The sequence below is a fragment of the Halosimplex rubrum genome, from assembly GCF_013415885.1.
Lineage (GTDB): Archaea > Halobacteriota > Halobacteria > Halobacteriales > Haloarculaceae > Halosimplex > Halosimplex rubrum.
The window spans coordinates 1,262,456-1,279,671 of the sequence record NZ_CP058910.1 but is presented as its reverse complement, the minus strand read 5'-3'; the positions used below and the strand labels follow the sequence as shown (position 1 = coordinate 1,279,671).

Annotated in this window: 8 protein-coding genes and 3 pseudogenes; 8 read left to right on the top strand and 3 right to left on the bottom strand. The window is 51.2% G+C overall.

What is annotated here, in order from left to right; translation table 11 throughout:
- Positions 1-546 precede the first annotated feature (546 nt).
- The 5 genes and pseudogenes from HZS55_RS06305 to HZS55_RS22975 all read left to right on the top strand — a co-directional run.
- Positions 547-2,805, top strand: coding sequence for a hypothetical protein (locus tag HZS55_RS06305; RefSeq protein ID WP_179910863.1), 2,259 nt, complete (start codon positions 547-549; stop codon positions 2,803-2,805).
- Positions 2,806-2,948: 143 nt separating this feature from the next.
- Entirely contained in the window at positions 2,949-3,554 is a 606-nt protein-coding gene (locus tag HZS55_RS06300) for a hypothetical protein (protein ID WP_179910862.1), read from the top strand.
- Positions 3,555-4,135: 581 nt separating this feature from the next.
- A complete protein-coding gene (locus HZS55_RS06295; RefSeq protein ID WP_179910861.1) occupies positions 4,136-7,198 on the top strand; it encodes an outer membrane protein assembly factor BamB family protein in 3,063 nt (1,020 codons plus the stop codon).
- A 145-nt stretch (positions 7,199-7,343) separates the two neighbouring features.
- Positions 7,344-8,048, top strand: coding sequence for a S8 family serine peptidase (locus HZS55_RS06290; RefSeq protein ID WP_179910860.1), 705 nt, complete (start codon positions 7,344-7,346; stop codon positions 8,046-8,048).
- Positions 8,049-8,563: 515 nt separating this feature from the next.
- A pseudogene (locus tag HZS55_RS22975) lies at positions 8,564-8,641 on the top strand (zinc ribbon domain-containing protein); the annotation flags it as partial.
- On the opposite strand, the gene HZS55_RS06285 reads toward HZS55_RS22975, so the two are convergent.
- Together HZS55_RS06285 and HZS55_RS06280 are read right to left on the bottom strand one after the other, a co-directional pair.
- The gene (locus tag HZS55_RS06285) at positions 8,633-8,782 is read right to left on the bottom strand and encodes a hypothetical protein (protein ID WP_179910859.1); all 150 of its coding nucleotides are present in this window, start codon (positions 8,780-8,782) and stop codon (positions 8,633-8,635) included. The pseudogene HZS55_RS22975 and the gene HZS55_RS06285 overlap by 9 nt on opposite strands.
- 527 nt (positions 8,783-9,309) lie before the next feature.
- Positions 9,310-10,584 carry an RNA-guided endonuclease InsQ/TnpB family protein gene (locus HZS55_RS06280; protein WP_179910858.1) on the bottom strand — a complete coding sequence of 425 codons (1,275 nt, stop codon included), beginning with the start codon at positions 10,582-10,584 and terminating at the stop codon, positions 9,310-9,312.
- A gap of 887 nt (positions 10,585-11,471) precedes the next feature.
- Between HZS55_RS06280 and HZS55_RS06275 the strand changes: the two genes are divergently transcribed.
- Entirely contained in the window at positions 11,472-11,894 is a 423-nt protein-coding gene (locus HZS55_RS06275; RefSeq protein WP_246308367.1) for a transposase, read from the top strand.
- A 365-nt stretch (positions 11,895-12,259) separates the two neighbouring features.
- Positions 12,260-15,253 (top strand): GLUG motif-containing protein, encoded by a 2,994-nt coding sequence (locus HZS55_RS06270; protein ID WP_179910857.1) that lies wholly within the window; start codon positions 12,260-12,262, stop codon positions 15,251-15,253.
- Positions 15,254-15,282: 29 nt separating this feature from the next.
- Here the strand turns inward: HZS55_RS06270 and HZS55_RS06265 are convergent.
- Positions 15,283-16,100, bottom strand: a pseudogene (locus tag HZS55_RS06265) (transposase).
- Positions 16,101-16,234: 134 nt separating this feature from the next.
- Here HZS55_RS06265 and HZS55_RS06260 point away from each other — a divergent pair.
- Positions 16,235-17,079 (top strand): annotated as a pseudogene (locus HZS55_RS06260) (RNA-guided endonuclease InsQ/TnpB family protein); the annotation flags it as partial.
- Between the last annotated feature and the right edge of the window lie 137 nt (positions 17,080-17,216).

Below are 17,216 nucleotides of genomic sequence, written 5' to 3'. Positions count from 1 at the left end.
AAGGGGGCAATTCCCATCTCAATCCAAGCGAGTGAATTCAAATAGAGGGTGCCGTGAACAAAGCACGACCGCAAATAAGGGCCGTATTTAGATGCTAGTCAGAGGAGTTAAGAGCAGTATTTTCCGAATGTCGGAGAAGGAATCGTCGAGGAGTATCGATGATCGCTCTTAGGAAGCAGATTGTTGATATCGTGATTCGGATCTCTGTGAGATTCGCAGACTGCCACTCAAGCTAATGAGAGCGTGGTTTGAAACAGACTCGTCCCGTCCTGGCAACTCGACAAAATCGCAAGACAGCGACCCATCAACAATGTACTTCACAAGAGCGTTGGCGAAAGCGACATTGTTATCGACCCCTGTGATATCAACGACGGCGCGTTCTCCTTATCTTGTATCTGGGACGATGAAAACGAGCAACCATCTGCAACTAGCCAATTTATTAATAGTTGTAGTCATGATAGTGTGGTGTAGGGTTTCCACATGGGTGAAAAATTGCGGGCAAATCTTGGGTTCGACACACAAGAACAGGATCGCGTTGAGTATGCAGTGCAGGATGAAGACGGCAACGAGCAAGTAATCTCGAAAAAGCCGGATTCAGATTCTGGCGGGATCAAAACCAATGCGACGACGGCGAGTATAAGCGAAAGCAACGGGACAACAGTTGCCGTGCTCGTCTCGGGCCCTGGCCAATTTAATCGGGGGCCACTTCCATCGGGGGCCTCTGCGACGATTTGGGTTGGCGCCTACGATGATAGCGGGACAATCCCAGCAGGACTCGCGAATAAAACGCTCGATATCGCTATCACTCGCCCAGATGGGGCGACTGAATCATTTTCTACGACGACGAATTCACAGGGTGGTGGGTCAATTAATTATGACCTCTCGCAATCAACCCGGAATACGGGCGTCTACGATATCACGGTGTCTGACCAAAACGATGTGAGGACATCTACTCAGGTAAGTGTGGGGGTCGATGTTATCTCCACAAGCGGTCGCGGTGGAGAGAATATATTCGTGGGTGAAGAATCTACCTTTGCATTCTTTGCTCACGATGGCGACGAGGGAACTTCAAATATTGATCTCACACTGCGCATTTTGCGAAACGGGTCGAAACTTACTGAAACAATAAAAACAACGGAATCGGACGGGTTTGCTACGATTTCGTTCACTCCCTCACAAATGGGAGACTATAGAATTGAAGCTGAACGGAATGGTTCTGTTTTAGCGACAGAATATGTGCAGGCCGTAGATATGATCGCCGCTGGTGACTATGATCTCCGGTCAGCACTTATAGGTGCAACGAACGCATATGGTGGGTATCTCTATACCTCTAACGGTCCGAAAGCGAATACAGATATCGTGGTAAGTATCTATTCGGACTACTCACAGAACAATCTCGTCGCAGAGCAGTCAGCGACGACAGACGAGCATGGGTTCTTCTTCATGGAATATGGTCTTCCGTCCGATTACAGTGGCGAGGATCTGAATGCAGAGGCCCAGACTGCCAATGGAGAAACAATCCCACTAGAATATGACTGGCTCCCAGTAAATAATCCATCTGACGGAGGGGGGGAAACTTCTACCGTCCAACTGTCGGCCAATACCTCTTATCAGCACGCGCCAGGTCAGACTGTTTCAGTGGATATTGAGGCCACTGATGACGGGAATGCTATTGGCGGACAAACTGTTGAGGTTTTTCTTCGATTTGGCTATGATGGCCCACCAGTTTACTCCTCAACGGTAACAACCGATAGCAACGGAACCGCAACAATCTCAACGTCACTCCCTAACAATGCACCTGATGGGTTCGATCTTGAGGGAACCATCGGCATGCAGTATAACGGTACGACATATACTGACTCAGTCTCTACGGATATAGTGCAGTATGATTTCGATTTTGATGTTCCAAATGCTGCACCCGGTGAGTCAGGAACATATTCTATCAGTGTTACTGATGTCGAAACGGGAGATCCCGCGGGAGGAGTTCCCTATCACTTCGACGCTGTATACGCTGATGGCCAAGCAGGAACGTTCGGAACTGCAAAGATGGTTTCTGGCAGTGATGGGACAGACAGCGCAACAATTCAAATACCATCTGACGTTGGTTTCCGGACACTAGCTAACAACCTCTCACGGTACGATAGTGATTCCGTTGCGTGGATACTGTATCCCAACCATCCGGGGACCCTGTCAACATCAGACACCCTTGTCGCGGGAGAAACTACCGAATTCTCATTTGATGTGCCCAGTGGCGCAAACCTCACTGGGATGGCCTTCAGCGAGACCTCCTACCCCAAAGAAAAATCGTTTGGAACACAGTTCCAAGGTCAAGGGACATTCAACATAGCACTCCCCTCAGAATTCTCGACAGGAGATTCGTTCTCACTTACCGTCTGGGCGGTTGATGATCAGGGAAGTATCTACAGAGATCGTCAGCACTTCACAATTGACGACGAAGCTACGACAACATTCTCTATTGAGGCAAGCGGTGAAACCGGTATCCCGTCTGGGGGCGAAGGAACAATCTCAATCTCTGCAAATCAGATAGATGAAATTTCAATCGAGAAGCTCTGGCTAGACTGGACACTAACGGCGACAAATCCTGACGGTGGAACTATCTCTGATTCGATCGCTAACAGTGGAAATCTGACAATTAGCTATGGATCGAGACAAAACTCTACCTCCCCGTCAATCACTCTTTCGTTGCCTGGCCGGTATATCGGTGGTGAATACCAATTCAAGATCATTGGGACCAATTCTGACGGCCAGACAGGGACAACAACGGCAACATTCATTATTGGATAGATATATTCCCAATTCAATTTTGTAGAGAGGATTGTCGCCTCCCTTCTTGCACTTTCTCCATTAGACTACTTCTGAAGATCCAATCACCTCTATTGCCAACATTTCAGGATGTTTTAAACCTGTAGCCGCCATAGTGTGCCCCAGTGATAAAGATGAGAACGAGGCGCGCAATACTTGCAGTACTCAGTTCTGTGTTCGTTGGTGGCTGTCTAGGAACTGGAACTTCAACGAAGGCAGAACCCAAGGATCAGGAGAGCGCTACAGGAGCGAATACTGGGTCACCAAATCCAGAAACGAGACCGAAGACACCAGCCACAGAAACGATGATGCCAACGGACGACAAAACCCAAACAGACGAACGCACTCCAGTACCACCAGCAGCACGAGATGACCTTGTTGAGAGGCTTCCGGTACCAAGTCCATTAACCGGAGATCTGGAAGAAATCGTCGCAGCCTCAGATCGGAAATCGGCTGCAAAAGAACGAAGAGTGGAGTATCGGCCAGCGGATCACTCAGTCAAAGTCATGATTATGCTACAATCGGATGTGGAGCTCCCGCAATGCTATCAGATTGAGGTCATTAGCCAATATCAAGATCATGTGACGGCGTACGTCCACATCGATGACTTAGTGCCTCTGTCGATGGAAGAGGACGTGAGAAAAGTCCAAAAACCACTAGAATCGAAAACGCACAACGACGGAGAATTTAACGGCACCCGTGAAACGAAAACGAATACTACCAACGGGTAGAGAGAGATTCTCAAGATGACGTATATTCTGCCTTAGAACACGTCTGATAGAATTTTCAATGAATCGAAGGGCAACGCCGTGGACTAGAGGAGTAGTTTCTTGGAGTAAAACTAGATCTTAGAGACGACTATTCACTTCATTTGAACCCGGCCGTGTTTAAACGCTAGTCAGGGCGGTTGAGAGTGCTGCTTTCGAACGTCCGAGGAGGAATCGTTGACGAACATCGATAATTTTCGATCTGAGATCGGTCTGATCAGCTTGGATTGATTGCAGCAACTGGGCAATTTGGGCCGTCGAAGCAATCGGACAGGCTGAACTGACGGCGTCTGCTCATCATTGATCGAAGTACAGCCCCTCAACGAGCCGAAATTCACCGTCTAAACAAGGTGTTTGAACCCGGTTCTATATATTTTTGACACACGAATAGAGTACAGTTCAAGAGACCGAATGGAGACATCTGCAGATATAGGTTCCATCAAAAATAATTTAGCAGACAATAACAAACGGTGGGTGTGTCAGCAAACGGTTCTGATAGTAGCGTGGGCAAGCGGGCGGTCATAGACATCTAACATCCGGGAAATATGAGCGAAAGTAACCCATCAAAGATCGCAGGCGGACTAGCGCAGAAAGTGACAGATAGCGGGCTGGAAGGGGCAAAAGTGGACGCCGAAGAAAAGTTGCCACTCTATGTGAGAGCAGAGCCTGGGCAAGTAGAGGATGTTAAGGATGCTATTGAAGATCATAGAATTGATATCCGGTCAGAAGACGCCGGATATATCGGTGTGGATGTTCCTGCGAAGAAGGTATTGAATCTCGCAAATGAAAAGTCAGTCCGCCACCTTCAGGAACGAAGTGCTCCAAAGGCGCACGCAGTAGCAGATAAGTATATCTCGGAAGGTATCGAGGTTATGAACACCGACACCCTTCAAAATGAGGGAATCACAGGAGACGGCGCCCGAATTGCAATCATCGATCATACATTCCATACTGGCAACCCGAAATACGCAGACCAGATCATTGCGACCATCGGCCCAGATAGCCAGTTCACGAGTGATTCTGAATATGACGGAACATCGAAACAGCACGGCACTGCTTGTGCAGAGATTGTTGCAGATATAGCTCCTGATGCTGAGCTGATTCTCGCTTCTGCACTCGGGCCTCGAACACCCAGCGAACTCTTTGATGCGATTGAAACGTACGATCCAGATGGAGCGACAATGTCTCTCGGTTATTCTACATCGCTCCGAATTGATGGAGAAGATCCAATAAGTAGTCGTATTGACGAGTTCACGGATGGCGGTCGACTATTTGCGAATTCAGCTGGAAATGAAGCGGACGGCGGTCACTGGGATGGGCAATTTGAGAACAACGGCGAGAACCTCCTGGTATTTGACACCTCGCTTTCAACGCCAACTCGATATCCTGTTCAAATGGATCCAATGTATACTCCAGCAGAGATTCACATCCATTGGGACGCGGATTGGGCTCAAGATAACCAACGCTATGAGGCACGACTCTATGAAACAGAAGATGCGACGGACCCAATCATAACACAGCAAACATACGATCCTATCGAGATTGTTTCGTTGTCGCCGAGCCAGCATGGTGGAGGTGGGCTTTCAACGTACTATTTAGAGATTGAGAAAATTAACGCGACTGGTGACGAACACTTTGATATGTTCTATTGGGGTCGTGCTTTCTTCGACGGTCCTACAACGGCGTCTCGAAGTATCGGTATCCCCGCGACAAGCCCCGACGAGAATTTGCTTGCCGTAGCAGCAGTGCAGGCCACAAGCACTGGCATTACAGACAAAGAGAACCTCAAACCCTACTCTTCACGAGGCCCAACACAGGATGGCCGACGAGGAATAGATATTGCGGGCCCATCAATGGTGTCAACAACTGCAGTAGGAGAATATGGCGGATATGGTGCACTTGAGGACGATGGTGGATTCAATGGCACCTCAGCTGCTTCACCGCATATTGGTGGTGCAATTGGACTTCTTTTCGGTGATCAGGTCAATGCTTCCGTTGCTACTGCACGAGAGAAATTAACAGTCTCCGGGCATTCGATCAGCGACTCAGCTGTTGTCGATCCAAGCGAATTCAATACGAGGATTGGATGGGGATACCTCGATGCTGAGGCAGCTGCATTCACCAAGGACAGACGCTGGCGGTATGAAACAAATCATTGGGTATCTTCATCACCAACCGTTGTGAATGGGACAGCATATGCCGGAAGTGCGGATGAGAAGGTCTATGCGATAGATACTGAGACCGGTTCCCAAGAGTGGGAATTTGATGCTGGAGCAAGAGTATTCTCATCACCGACTGTTGTCGGCGGGAATGTCTACGTGGGTGCGGGCCACTGGTCTACTACTACGAGTGATTCAGCCCAGGTCGAAGAATCGGCGGGAGATGGGCCAGAGGGCGCAACGAATATTGAACAGCAAACTACACAGGAATCTAGCGCTGAGACGATGGTATATGCGCTAGATGCTGATACTGGCGATAAACAGTGGGGATTCTCGACTGGAGGAATTGTTCAATCATCTCCGACAGTGTATGATGGCACCGTCTATGTCGGAAGTTTCGACAACCACCTCTACGCCTTGGATACAGCAACCGGCAATAAAGAGTGGGAGTTCTCAACAGATGGTGAAGTCCGATCCTCACCAACAGTAGCTAATGGAACGGTCTATATCGGATCCAACGATAACTCGATATATGCTATAGATGCAGCGAGTGGAGAGAAAAATTGGGAGGTACCAACAGGTGGTAGAGTCGGGAGTTCACCAACGGTAGTTAATGGAACGGCCTATGTCGGATCTTCTGACAATTACCTCTATAGCATAGATGCTGCAAACGGCGATGTTCTTTGGCGATTTGAGACGAGCGGGATGATCTGGAGTTCGTCGACGGTAGCAAATGGAACGGTCTATTTCCAGTCTAGCGACGGTTATGTATACGCAGTTGATGCGACTAATGGAGATTTGGTCTGGTCTTTTAATATCGGTGTAGGCGGAGAAAGTTCGCCAACAGTTGCCGGTGGGACCGTTTACGTGGGAGGTGCAGACAACAAGATCTATGGACTAGACGTAACTGATGGCTCTATCGTTTGGGAGGCTGTGACCTATGATGTTCTTGTGTCTGCGCCAACCGTTGTAGATGGCACACTCTACGTTGGATCAGCGGATAACGCTTTGTACGCGGTCCGTATAGACGGAAACGACCTAAGTGATGGTTCACGTGTAGAATTAGGGTCACTCGGACATAATCGTATTTGGGCAAATGCAGCTGTCTCACGATCTCCCTCTGTGAGCGCATCCGGTGCATCGATAACAAGAGGCGGTCAAGCAGATATCACAGTCTCAGCACACGATGTGGAACAAATTGTCTTTGAAAAACTTTGGACTGATTGGAAAATTGTAAGCGAAAACCCAGGCGATGGATCACCAGATTCACAGCTCTCTCAAGAGGGTCGGTACGAGCTCACTTGGCCAGAACCGATAGACAGTGCTTCGCCCTCAATAACGGTAGAATTACCTGATCCACCTTACGTTGGAGGAACCTATGAAGTCACGATCACCGGCACAAGTAGCGATACATCAGTAACCGATACAGCACTCATTCAGATCAAGTGAACTGATAGCATTGAGTGGGTGTACAGAGATTGCAATCCAATATCCCGCCGTGCTCGCATCTCTTCTCCTTATCAGTTGAGCTGTAGTATCTGTACGTGCAGAGTGTGTAAATCGCCAATATATATTTGGAGGGCGTGGCCTAGAAATGGACTCATGTGGAACTCAGTCGGATGCCTATTTTGGAGAGTTCTATGGCACTTCGTCAGCTTGCCCGCATGTTGCTGGGGTCGTTGGATTGCTCGCGGATATTCGAAAGCTCTCTAATGCAGACATTAGAGACGCGCTCTTTTCGACTGCTCGTGATATTGATGACGGCAGTGTTGGGGCCCCAGTAAACAGAAAAATTGGTTACGGATATCTCGACGCAGAAGCCGCCCGCAATGAACTGGATATCCCGATATCCGTTTCTGCAACTGGCGACACAACGGCTGGTGGCGGCACCGTAGATCTCTCTATCTCAGCAGTAGATATTGACCAAATAATAGTTGACGGTCTTTGGACAGATTGGACGGTTGATTCTGCACAATCTGATGGTAGTACCTTCACAAACAATACCAGTAGTCATGGTCGTAGCAACTATTCCTGGGAGAGAGCCCAAATTTCTGTCTCTCCGTCACCCACCGTTAATCTCCCAGCACGCTATATTGGTGGCATCTATGAGGTGACAGTAACTGGGACAGGACAGACGGGACAATCAGTACAACGGCAACAATCAAGGTTTCCTGATTTTATAGAGCCCGGCCTGTATATTAGCGGGGCAATTGAAAGTGGTGAGCGGTGCAAGCAGTTGAATGTACGACGGCAGGTCCGTGGTCCTCAATTTGTCAGAATACGATTAGCACCTCAATGAAACCAGCGCTTTTGTGAATTAACAGTGTATCTCTCCCGTATTCAGGAAAAGCCAAAGTGAGAAGAGATAGGGAGACGAATCCAGAATTAAATAAAATACCGTATAGGAAGAAACCGCAACGTGAAGTCTTTTCACCTCCTGAAAACTCTCCCCGAAAGATATGTACTGGGGGCCAGATCCTTTCATATATTGATGGGTGAGAACAATGAGGCAGGTGACCGTTCTATGAAACGTTCTGAAAGGGAATCTGTTCAAGCAATTGAATCACATCTCCAGATCGCACTTCAGTCTGCGGAAAACGACGATACAAAACAGCATCTCCGACAGTCACTGCAGATCATGGAGCGGTTCCGCGATTCAAACCAATGATTTGCTCATTCCAACAAGATGTGGAAGAAAACGGGTCTTAGGTAAGTTTCCGAAACCGCGGTCAGAGGTGAAACTGTACTGGCCCAGCCCGAAACGCAGGTCATCATCTACCATGACGGGCTTCCGAACCTCTCCGTGTCCGTAAGTTCAATGCCCACCCGGACGGGTTCGAGGCCGAGTTCACGGACAAGCCCCACCCTCCACAAGCGAACCCGTCAGGGTGAGCGAAGTAGGGTGGGGTAGTTGACGAACTCCTTCATCTCGTAATAGAGTGCCCCCACAGCCAGGGTGACCACATATAGGCACCCAAGGACAACGATCGTGGTTAGATCCGAGATGAATTGAGCCGCTTCACGGACGGTCATACTGTTGTCGTCGCAGTAACCGGTGATAATTATCCACCTGCTACTACTTTTACCATGGCTTCTACCCGCGACTGTCGTAGACCATGACCTCTCACCTCACCCTACGCTTGATCTTGACTTCAGATGATGCATGCGCTCGTATCCGTTATTTTTATGTTGTATATTCGATTCCAGAAAAACTAAATTATATAAGTAGTGTCTCAAGAATCACATTCTACGGAGAATTCCGTCCCGTGCCTGCCATGAGTATACGCTCTTTCAACGTGTTTGTTCCGTCTCAGCGCGCCCTTTCACGGGTTGATCTGGCGAAGAACAATTTGCAATTCTACTTCGACCTCCTAACGAGGATTACAGGCGTGTTTCACGGCCAGTGCTTGGGGATCGCTGAGGCGGGCGCGTGCTTCGTCCACGGATACCCACTCACCGGCAGTGTGTTCGCTTGAGAGTGAAATTGATCGGGACTCCGTCTGGCAACGTTGACATCCTCCCCGCCCTGAAGGGCGAGGATTCCCGACCGCGTTGGGATATTACGGTTCGCGGTTAGCAACCTGTTCTCGTGGGGCGAAACAGCCCTCACTACGGTCGAACAGGTGAACCGCTGGCTGTGCCAACCAGCCGTTATCCCTATCGCCGCCATCCGTGGCGAGACTCGGGAGTACCTTCTGTCGAATATTTTCCGCGCCATTCACATCCGCGTTCGCAACCGTATCACACTTCTCACACACGTACAGTCCACGTTCAACGCGCTGACTATCGTCGGTATGGCCGCACGCTGAACACGACTTCGACGTATCGCGTTCCGAAACCAATTCCAGGTCGATACCCTCGGCTTCCGCCTTGTAGTCGAGAAGCGTCGTGAAGCGGTCGAACGCCCACCCATGCAAGTCGAGATTGCCGTGATCGCCCCAATTCCGTGGGTCGCCGTTCTCGTCGTCCTCTCGAATACCACCGAGGTCGCCAACGACAAGTCTCCCGACATCCCGTTCGACACACTCCTTCACGATTGCTTTCGAGAGTGCGTGCAAGAAGTGTGTCCGGCGACCCGTTCGCTTCCGGTCAAGTCGAGTTGCCTCTCGGGACGATGAATCGTCACAGGTGGCTTTCTTTTTCGTGAAGTAGTATTCGTCTTCTTTGAGTGCGCCACCCGGATACAACACCGACTCGCCGCCGAACGAGACAGTGGCGATGTTGCAAATCCCGAGATCAACACCGGCCACTTCGTCACCCGGCGGTTTCGGATCGATGGTGGTACGACAGACGAACTGGAGTCGCCACTCGTCGCGTTTGTAGACCGCTCGAACCTGTTGAATGTCCCACGCAGTCAGGTCAACATCCGGGCGAGTCTGGTACTCGCAGAGGATGAAGTCCGACCGGTGTTCTTTGAGGTTGCGGCCTTTCGAGAGGCGAACGCGATTGAACTGTGCGTCGTGCTTGAAGCCAGCCGCTTTGAACGACACGGTTGAACGTGGATGGGAGTCTCCGTGTTTGCGGTAGCCGGGCGGTCGGGCACGGTCGTCGCCGTTCCGACGTTTTTCGAACCAGCCGGTGAACGCTTCAGCGAGTTCTTCGAGAACGCGCTGACTGGACTGAGAATGCAAGTCCGTGTAGCGTTCGTGGCTTTTGAGTTCGGCTTTGAGTTCCCCGTCATCGGGGATCTCGCCCGTTTCGTCCCACTGTTGTTGTGCGTAGTAGCGACCGACGTTCCAGAGCTTTGAGGCGGCCCATCCGAGTTGGTCGAGGTCGTCACGAACCTGTTGCTGGTTCGTAATCGTCGCCTCGAACGTTCGGATAGTCCGACTCATTTTCTGGCTTCATAACTGGTTATGAACGTTGTTTTGTTAATAGTGTCGGTTGGCGTGGAATATCCAGCAAAGCTACTGTCCGTGGTTTGTGCCATCCAGTGACGGCGCGTATCCCCGCGCTAAAGCGCGAGGTTTTGCGCCTGTTCATCCCATAATTTTCGAGGCGAGATCGGTCTAATCTGCTAGGATTGGTTGCAGCAACTGTCCAATTTGAGCCGTCGAAGCGATCGGCCGAGCTGAACTGACGGCGCCTGTCCAGCCTTGATCGGAGTATAGGCTCTCAACGGCCCGAAATTCGATGTCTAACAAGAACCTTCGACACTATCGACACTGATCGACTGATTAACTCACGTCAAGACAAAGCGCAATCTCTGGAGAGGCCACTGCGTAAGTATCGTCGAGATGTCACTACTATCGCCAACCAGCGTACGAAGTGTGATTAGAGTTGACAACGAACTCGTTGTCGCGTACACGCCAGCAGGTGGTCCAGGGAAGGGTGGTAGGCGGAGAAAGCTATCCGTAGACATACCACTAAGTGTGATCGATAGAAATGTGTTCTCGTCAGAGGCACCGCTCCCCCTTCTTGGGTCCCTTAGCTATGAGCATCCATTCAGGAGTTCGTCACCGACAGCGGTACTTTTGATAGTGTACTAGACAAAAACGGCATCTACAACAGGCAGCAACCGGATTGAATCACGAATCAATGGATCTATCCCGTTATTGAAGCCTACAACAGCATTGGGGAGAGAACCGGTGATTAATGGCCATGGACGGATTCTCCCACATCCCCTACGAGAGTAAGTCTCCCTCATTAGTGTCTGCTTGCAGGGACGATTCGTTCGCCCCTGAGTTGATTCCCATCGAAGACCAGACACATCTGCGAGCGGATGGACGCCCACGACGACCAACTGAAACGCCAGATGCATAGTTGGGCGTTCCGCGAACTCCAAGAGCAGATCGCGTACAAGGCCGCCGAGTACGATATCCGCGTCGATCAGGTCAGCCCCGCTTTTTATTCCCAGACCTGCTCGAAGTGCGGCTATCAATCCAGCACGAACCGCGACAAGAAGACAAGCTGGTTCTCTTGTCTCGAGTGTGGGTATGAGAGTAATAGCGACTATAACGGCAAAGAACATCGATTTGCGGCTCTTAGCTTTCCCATCGAGCAAATGTCCCGGTGGGTTGGACAACGGTCAGCTTGCCCTGAAGCCGGGACGTTGAACGTGAGCGATGTCTCCAACGTCCACTCCAGCCTAGAGTTTGAACGGGAGTCCACCGACAAGCACACCGCTTCAGCGGTGGGTCGCTGATGGGGCTACAAGTTCGGGGACAACCTGGGACGGCACTGAGGCAGCGCTGGGGTTCAATCCGCAGTATTGGAGACGATCGTCGAAAAGAAAGAAGATCCCTGACAATGCGGGAGATATCCGAATAGTATAAACTGTTCTTGGAGAGCCATCTGTGGCGGTGAATTCAGGGTAATCTCGTACGATTGGTGATAAGCGACGTATCGACCAACCAGTTGAACAGTATACCACGTAAACGGACTCCGTTTAGTGGGGCGTATGGCTTTCCTCTCCGGTGTCAAGCTCTAAATTACTCGACTAGTGAACGGGGGAAATGAGACACAAAAACACAGGGTTCTATACGTCTTTATGATCATAAGTAGGCAAATATGAGAACAGCAACTGAGATCACAGATTGGGACGATCTGGATGAGATACGGAACGAGATGTCTGGAGATTACGTGCTAGTAAACGATTTAGATGCCAATATCGCAGGCTACGACACGCATGTTACTGATCCTGACAACGGGTGGGACCCAATTGGAGGCACCTTCAGTGGAACACTCGATGGAAATGGTCACGAAATCTCTGATCTCGTTATAAACCGTCCAGAACAAGGAGAGATCGGCTTGTTTGCTGAAAACGATGGGACAGTTAAGCAGTTAAGTGTGGTAGATTGCGATATTACTGGAGATAGTGCTGTCGGAAGTCTTATTGGAATCAACGAATCCAATGGAATAATTAGTAGTTGTTCTGCGACTGGCAGCGTCAGTGCTAATGAGTATGTTGGGGGCCTCATTGGGTCTAACAACGGTGGGGAGGTGAGCGCAAGCGATGCCGCTAACACTATCAGTGGCGGCGAAAGCACTGGGGGGCTTCTTGGCTATAATTACAATGGGACAGTGACCAAATGCTATGCGACCGGTACAGTAGATGGAACATTGAGTACTGGGGGCCTCGTTGGGACAAACACCGGAACAGTTAGTCAGGCATATGCGACAGGTGGCGCAAGCGGGACTCAGAATGTAGGAGGACTTATCGGCCAGAATTTCGATGGATCTGGCGACACAGGCTACGCTACGGGTCCAGTAAGCGGGGACAGCTATGTCGGGGGCGTCGTCGGTTCTCATGTCCGCGGTGAGCAGAGCTCATCGTATTGGGACATTGAATCGACTGGCCAGCAATCGGGGGTTGGGGATGGTGATGGCGACGTGACTGGATTGCAAACTGCCGAGATGAAGGGCAAAACGGCCAAGCAATCAATGGGGGCATTCGATTTCGAGAATGTGTGGGTAGTCACAGGTCCGGAAAATTATCCGCGGTTGCGATTGGCCCACCAAGTAATTGAAATCGAGGACTGGAACGAGTTGCGGTATGTACAGGAGTATCTTGAGGGTGACTTCCGTCTGGCAAGAGATTTAGATCGGAATACACCTGGCTACGACCAGCAGGTTGGAAACCCCGATGCCGGGTGGGAACCACTTGGCGCCTCTATTGGTGAATTTGCAGGTTCACTTAGTGGAAATGGGTACAAGATAGCCGATCTCGTTATTGATCGACCAGATGAATCAGATATCGGTTTGATTGAATCGAATGACGGCAAAATTGACGGAGTCACGCTCGCAAACCACAATGTGACAGGTAATGGTCATATAGGGGGCCTCGTTGGGTTGAATTCCGGAACAGTAACCAATTGTTCTATTGATGGTACTGTGAACAGTAATGGTACTACGGGAGGGCTTATCGGCTCCAATAGCGGTGGGATAATATCTGGCTGTTCTGGCAGCGTCACTGTCAGCGGCGGCAGAAACGTTGGTGGCCTTATTGGATCAATTCGTAATGGGACAGTAAGTGATTGTTCGGTCAGTGGCGACATCAGTGGCGGGAATCCTATCGGGGGGATTATTGGGGCGTATGAGGGAGACGTAACACTGGATAACAGTCACTACGACGTTACAGCAGTCAATATCAACGGTGAGCAACGGCTCAGTGCCGGTGGACTATTTTCTGAGCAGTACCAGGACTGGAAATCCTCTGGAAAGAGTCTAAATGTAGCAGATTATGAGAGTTTGAACGTCGTCGACACCTACATTGAGATTGCAGACGTTCAGGGAATCAAGGACGCACTTGGGTTTACACAGCAGCAAGACAATAACTGGCAGTTGACTGCAGACATAGACCTCACTAACGTCACCTACGGCCTCTACATACCGCATCTCGCGGGGGCGTTTGACGGCAATGGACACACGATTACCGTTGATATCTCCCAGCCAGAAATGAGTAATATCGGATTCATCGGATATAATGCTGGCGGGGAGGTCACGGATCTCCATGTTGAGGGGACTGTCACTGGGTTTGAGCGTGCCGGTGGACTCATGGGCGCTAACAGGAACGGGACTGTGCGTGCATGTTCAGCGAATACTAACGTAACTGGTGATTTCACGACGGGAGATCAAGAAGCCGCAGGCGGTGGTACGATCGGGGGTCTAATTGGGCAGAATCTGGGGACCGTACGCACAAGCCATGCTGATGGCCCTGTAAACGGTTTTAGAAGTGTCGGCGGGCTTGTCGGAGAGAACTCGGGGACAGTGAGTACAAACTATGCCACGGGCGCTGCAAGCGGTGAGACAAATATTGGAGGACTAGTTGGGAACAATTATGATGGGACAGTGAAGTCGAGCTATGCTACGGGTGCCCCAAGCGGTGATATGGATGTTGGTGGACTGATTGGAAACAATTACAACGGGACAGTGAAAACAAGCTACGCCACCGGTACTCCAAGTGGAAACACGAGAATTGGCGGTCTCGTTGGAAATGGGTTCAATTCGGAAATCGGAAGTTCGTATTGGGATACTGAGTCAACAGGCCAACAGACAGGTATCGGCGAGGGTAATGGCGATGTGACTGGGTTACAAACTGCTGAGATGCAAGGCCAGACACCGAAACAAAACATGCCTGCGCTCGATTTTGAGCAGACATGGATAGTCCTGACCGACCCTGATGATTATCCACAATTACAATTCCAGGGTACCGTTCCATCAATCACTGCCTCAGTTGATTCGAAGGAGATCTCTCCAGGAGGAGTTATAACAATCGCGGTGGATGCCAGCGACCACACCAGCATCGAAATTAGCAAGCTCTGGGCAGACTGGGAGGTCAATACGGTTGAGACTGCCGGAGGAACAGTTGATGTCTCTGAGGGCGAAACTTTGGATACTAGTACTGTAACTATCACGTGGGACGGCGAGCAATCTCTCGCTCAACCAACTCTCGAGTTCAGTCTGCCACAGCGGTACATCGGGGGTGAGTACCAGATTGACGCTATCGTGACGAATGAAACTATGGCCGCCGAATCCACAGCGACGTTTAGTATAACAAATTAGTGCCGTGTTGAATAGATGCTGAGTCCCGGTTAGAGTGATTCACAGAGCGGTTCTATGTTGGAGATGGCGAACATGAGGACGCTCTCATGGAACTGTCGATACCAGCCGAGCGCTCGCACGGCGTCGCCGAGCGAGTGCTTTGTCGTCAAGTACGATGTTTCGGCCATCCAGCGCTGAGAGTGATGTTTACCCGGATGTGTGCGTTGTTGCCAGGCGTCACCGGTCTCGATCCACGCTGTAAGATGAGTGGCTCGATACCGAGCGCGTAGAATTCGTATCTCGTGATCCAGTTGTGGAAGGCTTTGTCAGTGGCGACAGACAGCAGGTCGTCCGCGTTCCGGCGGACGACCTACGGCCCGGTCTTCGTATCGTGTTTCCATCGGGCAGAGATGTGTACGTCAAGAACCACGAGCGACTCTCTATCGGAGAGTGTCATGACTTTCAACGTTTGAACGTTGCTTCCTGGCCGCTGGCAGGAGTACGATGAAGCTGAGCGGCGGTCGAAGAATGTGTTGCCGAGTGCTACATGGCCAGACTGCGGGTGCTGCTGCGCCGAAGCGCGCAGCAGCGCCCGTCACACCCATATTTTCAGTCGGTCGAACGACTTGTAGATCGTACTGTAGCCTGGGAGGTCGTCCCAATCTAAGCCGAGTGCGTCACGAACCTCGGCCATGTACTTCAGCCGATTCGGTGTTTCACGGTAGCTGTGGCCGTCTTCGAGCAGAAGACAGTGGAGAACGACATGCTTCTAGCGGGCGAACCCACCGCTGGCGGGCGCGCGCGATCCCCAACCTTGTTTGACTAGCTGCCGACACTGCTCAACGAAGCCAAGGAGATTGACCTCCATAGCCAGAGTCGAATTCCTCGGCTTCGTCCTTTTACTCCGTGATAACCACCGATTAGACCGCTATTCAACACAGTATGAAATACTGGTTAGCTGAACACAGGCGCTAAGCCCCCGTCCTCAAGGAGCAACACAGGGCGAAACTCGCGGACATACCGATTCGGCTTCACCGCGCTATCCCCGACGGCGGCACACTCAAACAGGTCACGGTCAAGAAGGAACCGACGGGCGAATGGTTCGCCACCTTCGGCGTCCAAATGGACCGCGAGCCACCCAAACGCCCTGAGAATCCCGAGAAGTGCGTCGGTATCGACGTGGGGATTCTCAAGTACGCCCACGACACCGACGGCACGGCGGTGGGGTCGCTCGACCTCTCGGACGAACGTGACCGCTTGGAACGCGAACAACGGAAGCTCTCGCGGAAACAACATGGGTCGAACAACTGGAAGGAGCAACGGCGTCGGGTCGCGGAGTGTCACGCCGACTTCCAACGGAAGCGCCGCGACTTCCTACACAAGCTCTCGAACTACTACGCTCGGGAGTACGACCTCGTGGCGGTCGAGGACTTGAACGTGAAGGGGATGATGGAGTCGCCGTCGAACAGTCGCAACACGGCGTCTGCCGCGTGGCGGACGTTCCTCTCGTTGCTCGAATACAAGTGCGAACGGGAGGGGACGCACTTCGTGGCGGTCGAACCAGCGGGGACGACCAAGGAGTGCGCGGCGTGCGGTGTCTCGACAGACAAGCCGTTGTGGGTCCGCGAACATTCCTGTCCGTCGTGCGGATTCACCGTCGACAGGGATTGGAACGCGGCGTGGAACATTCTTTCTCGCGGAGCGAAACAAGTAGGAGAGGGACGCTCCGAATCAACGCCTGTGAAGACTGTGCTCCCTACGGGAACTACTACGGTTCCTGCAAAGCGCGTCTTGGAAGCAGGAAGCCCTACCCTCAACGACGAGCCGCGTCAGCGGCGAGTGAGTAGGGTAGGGTAGGGTAGGGTAGGGTAGGGTAGGGTAGGGTAGGGTAGGGTAGGGTAGGGTAGGGTAGGGTAGGGTAGGGTAGGGTAGGGTAGGGTAGGGTAGGGTAGTTCACTGGTACCGACAGGGTAATTCATCACCT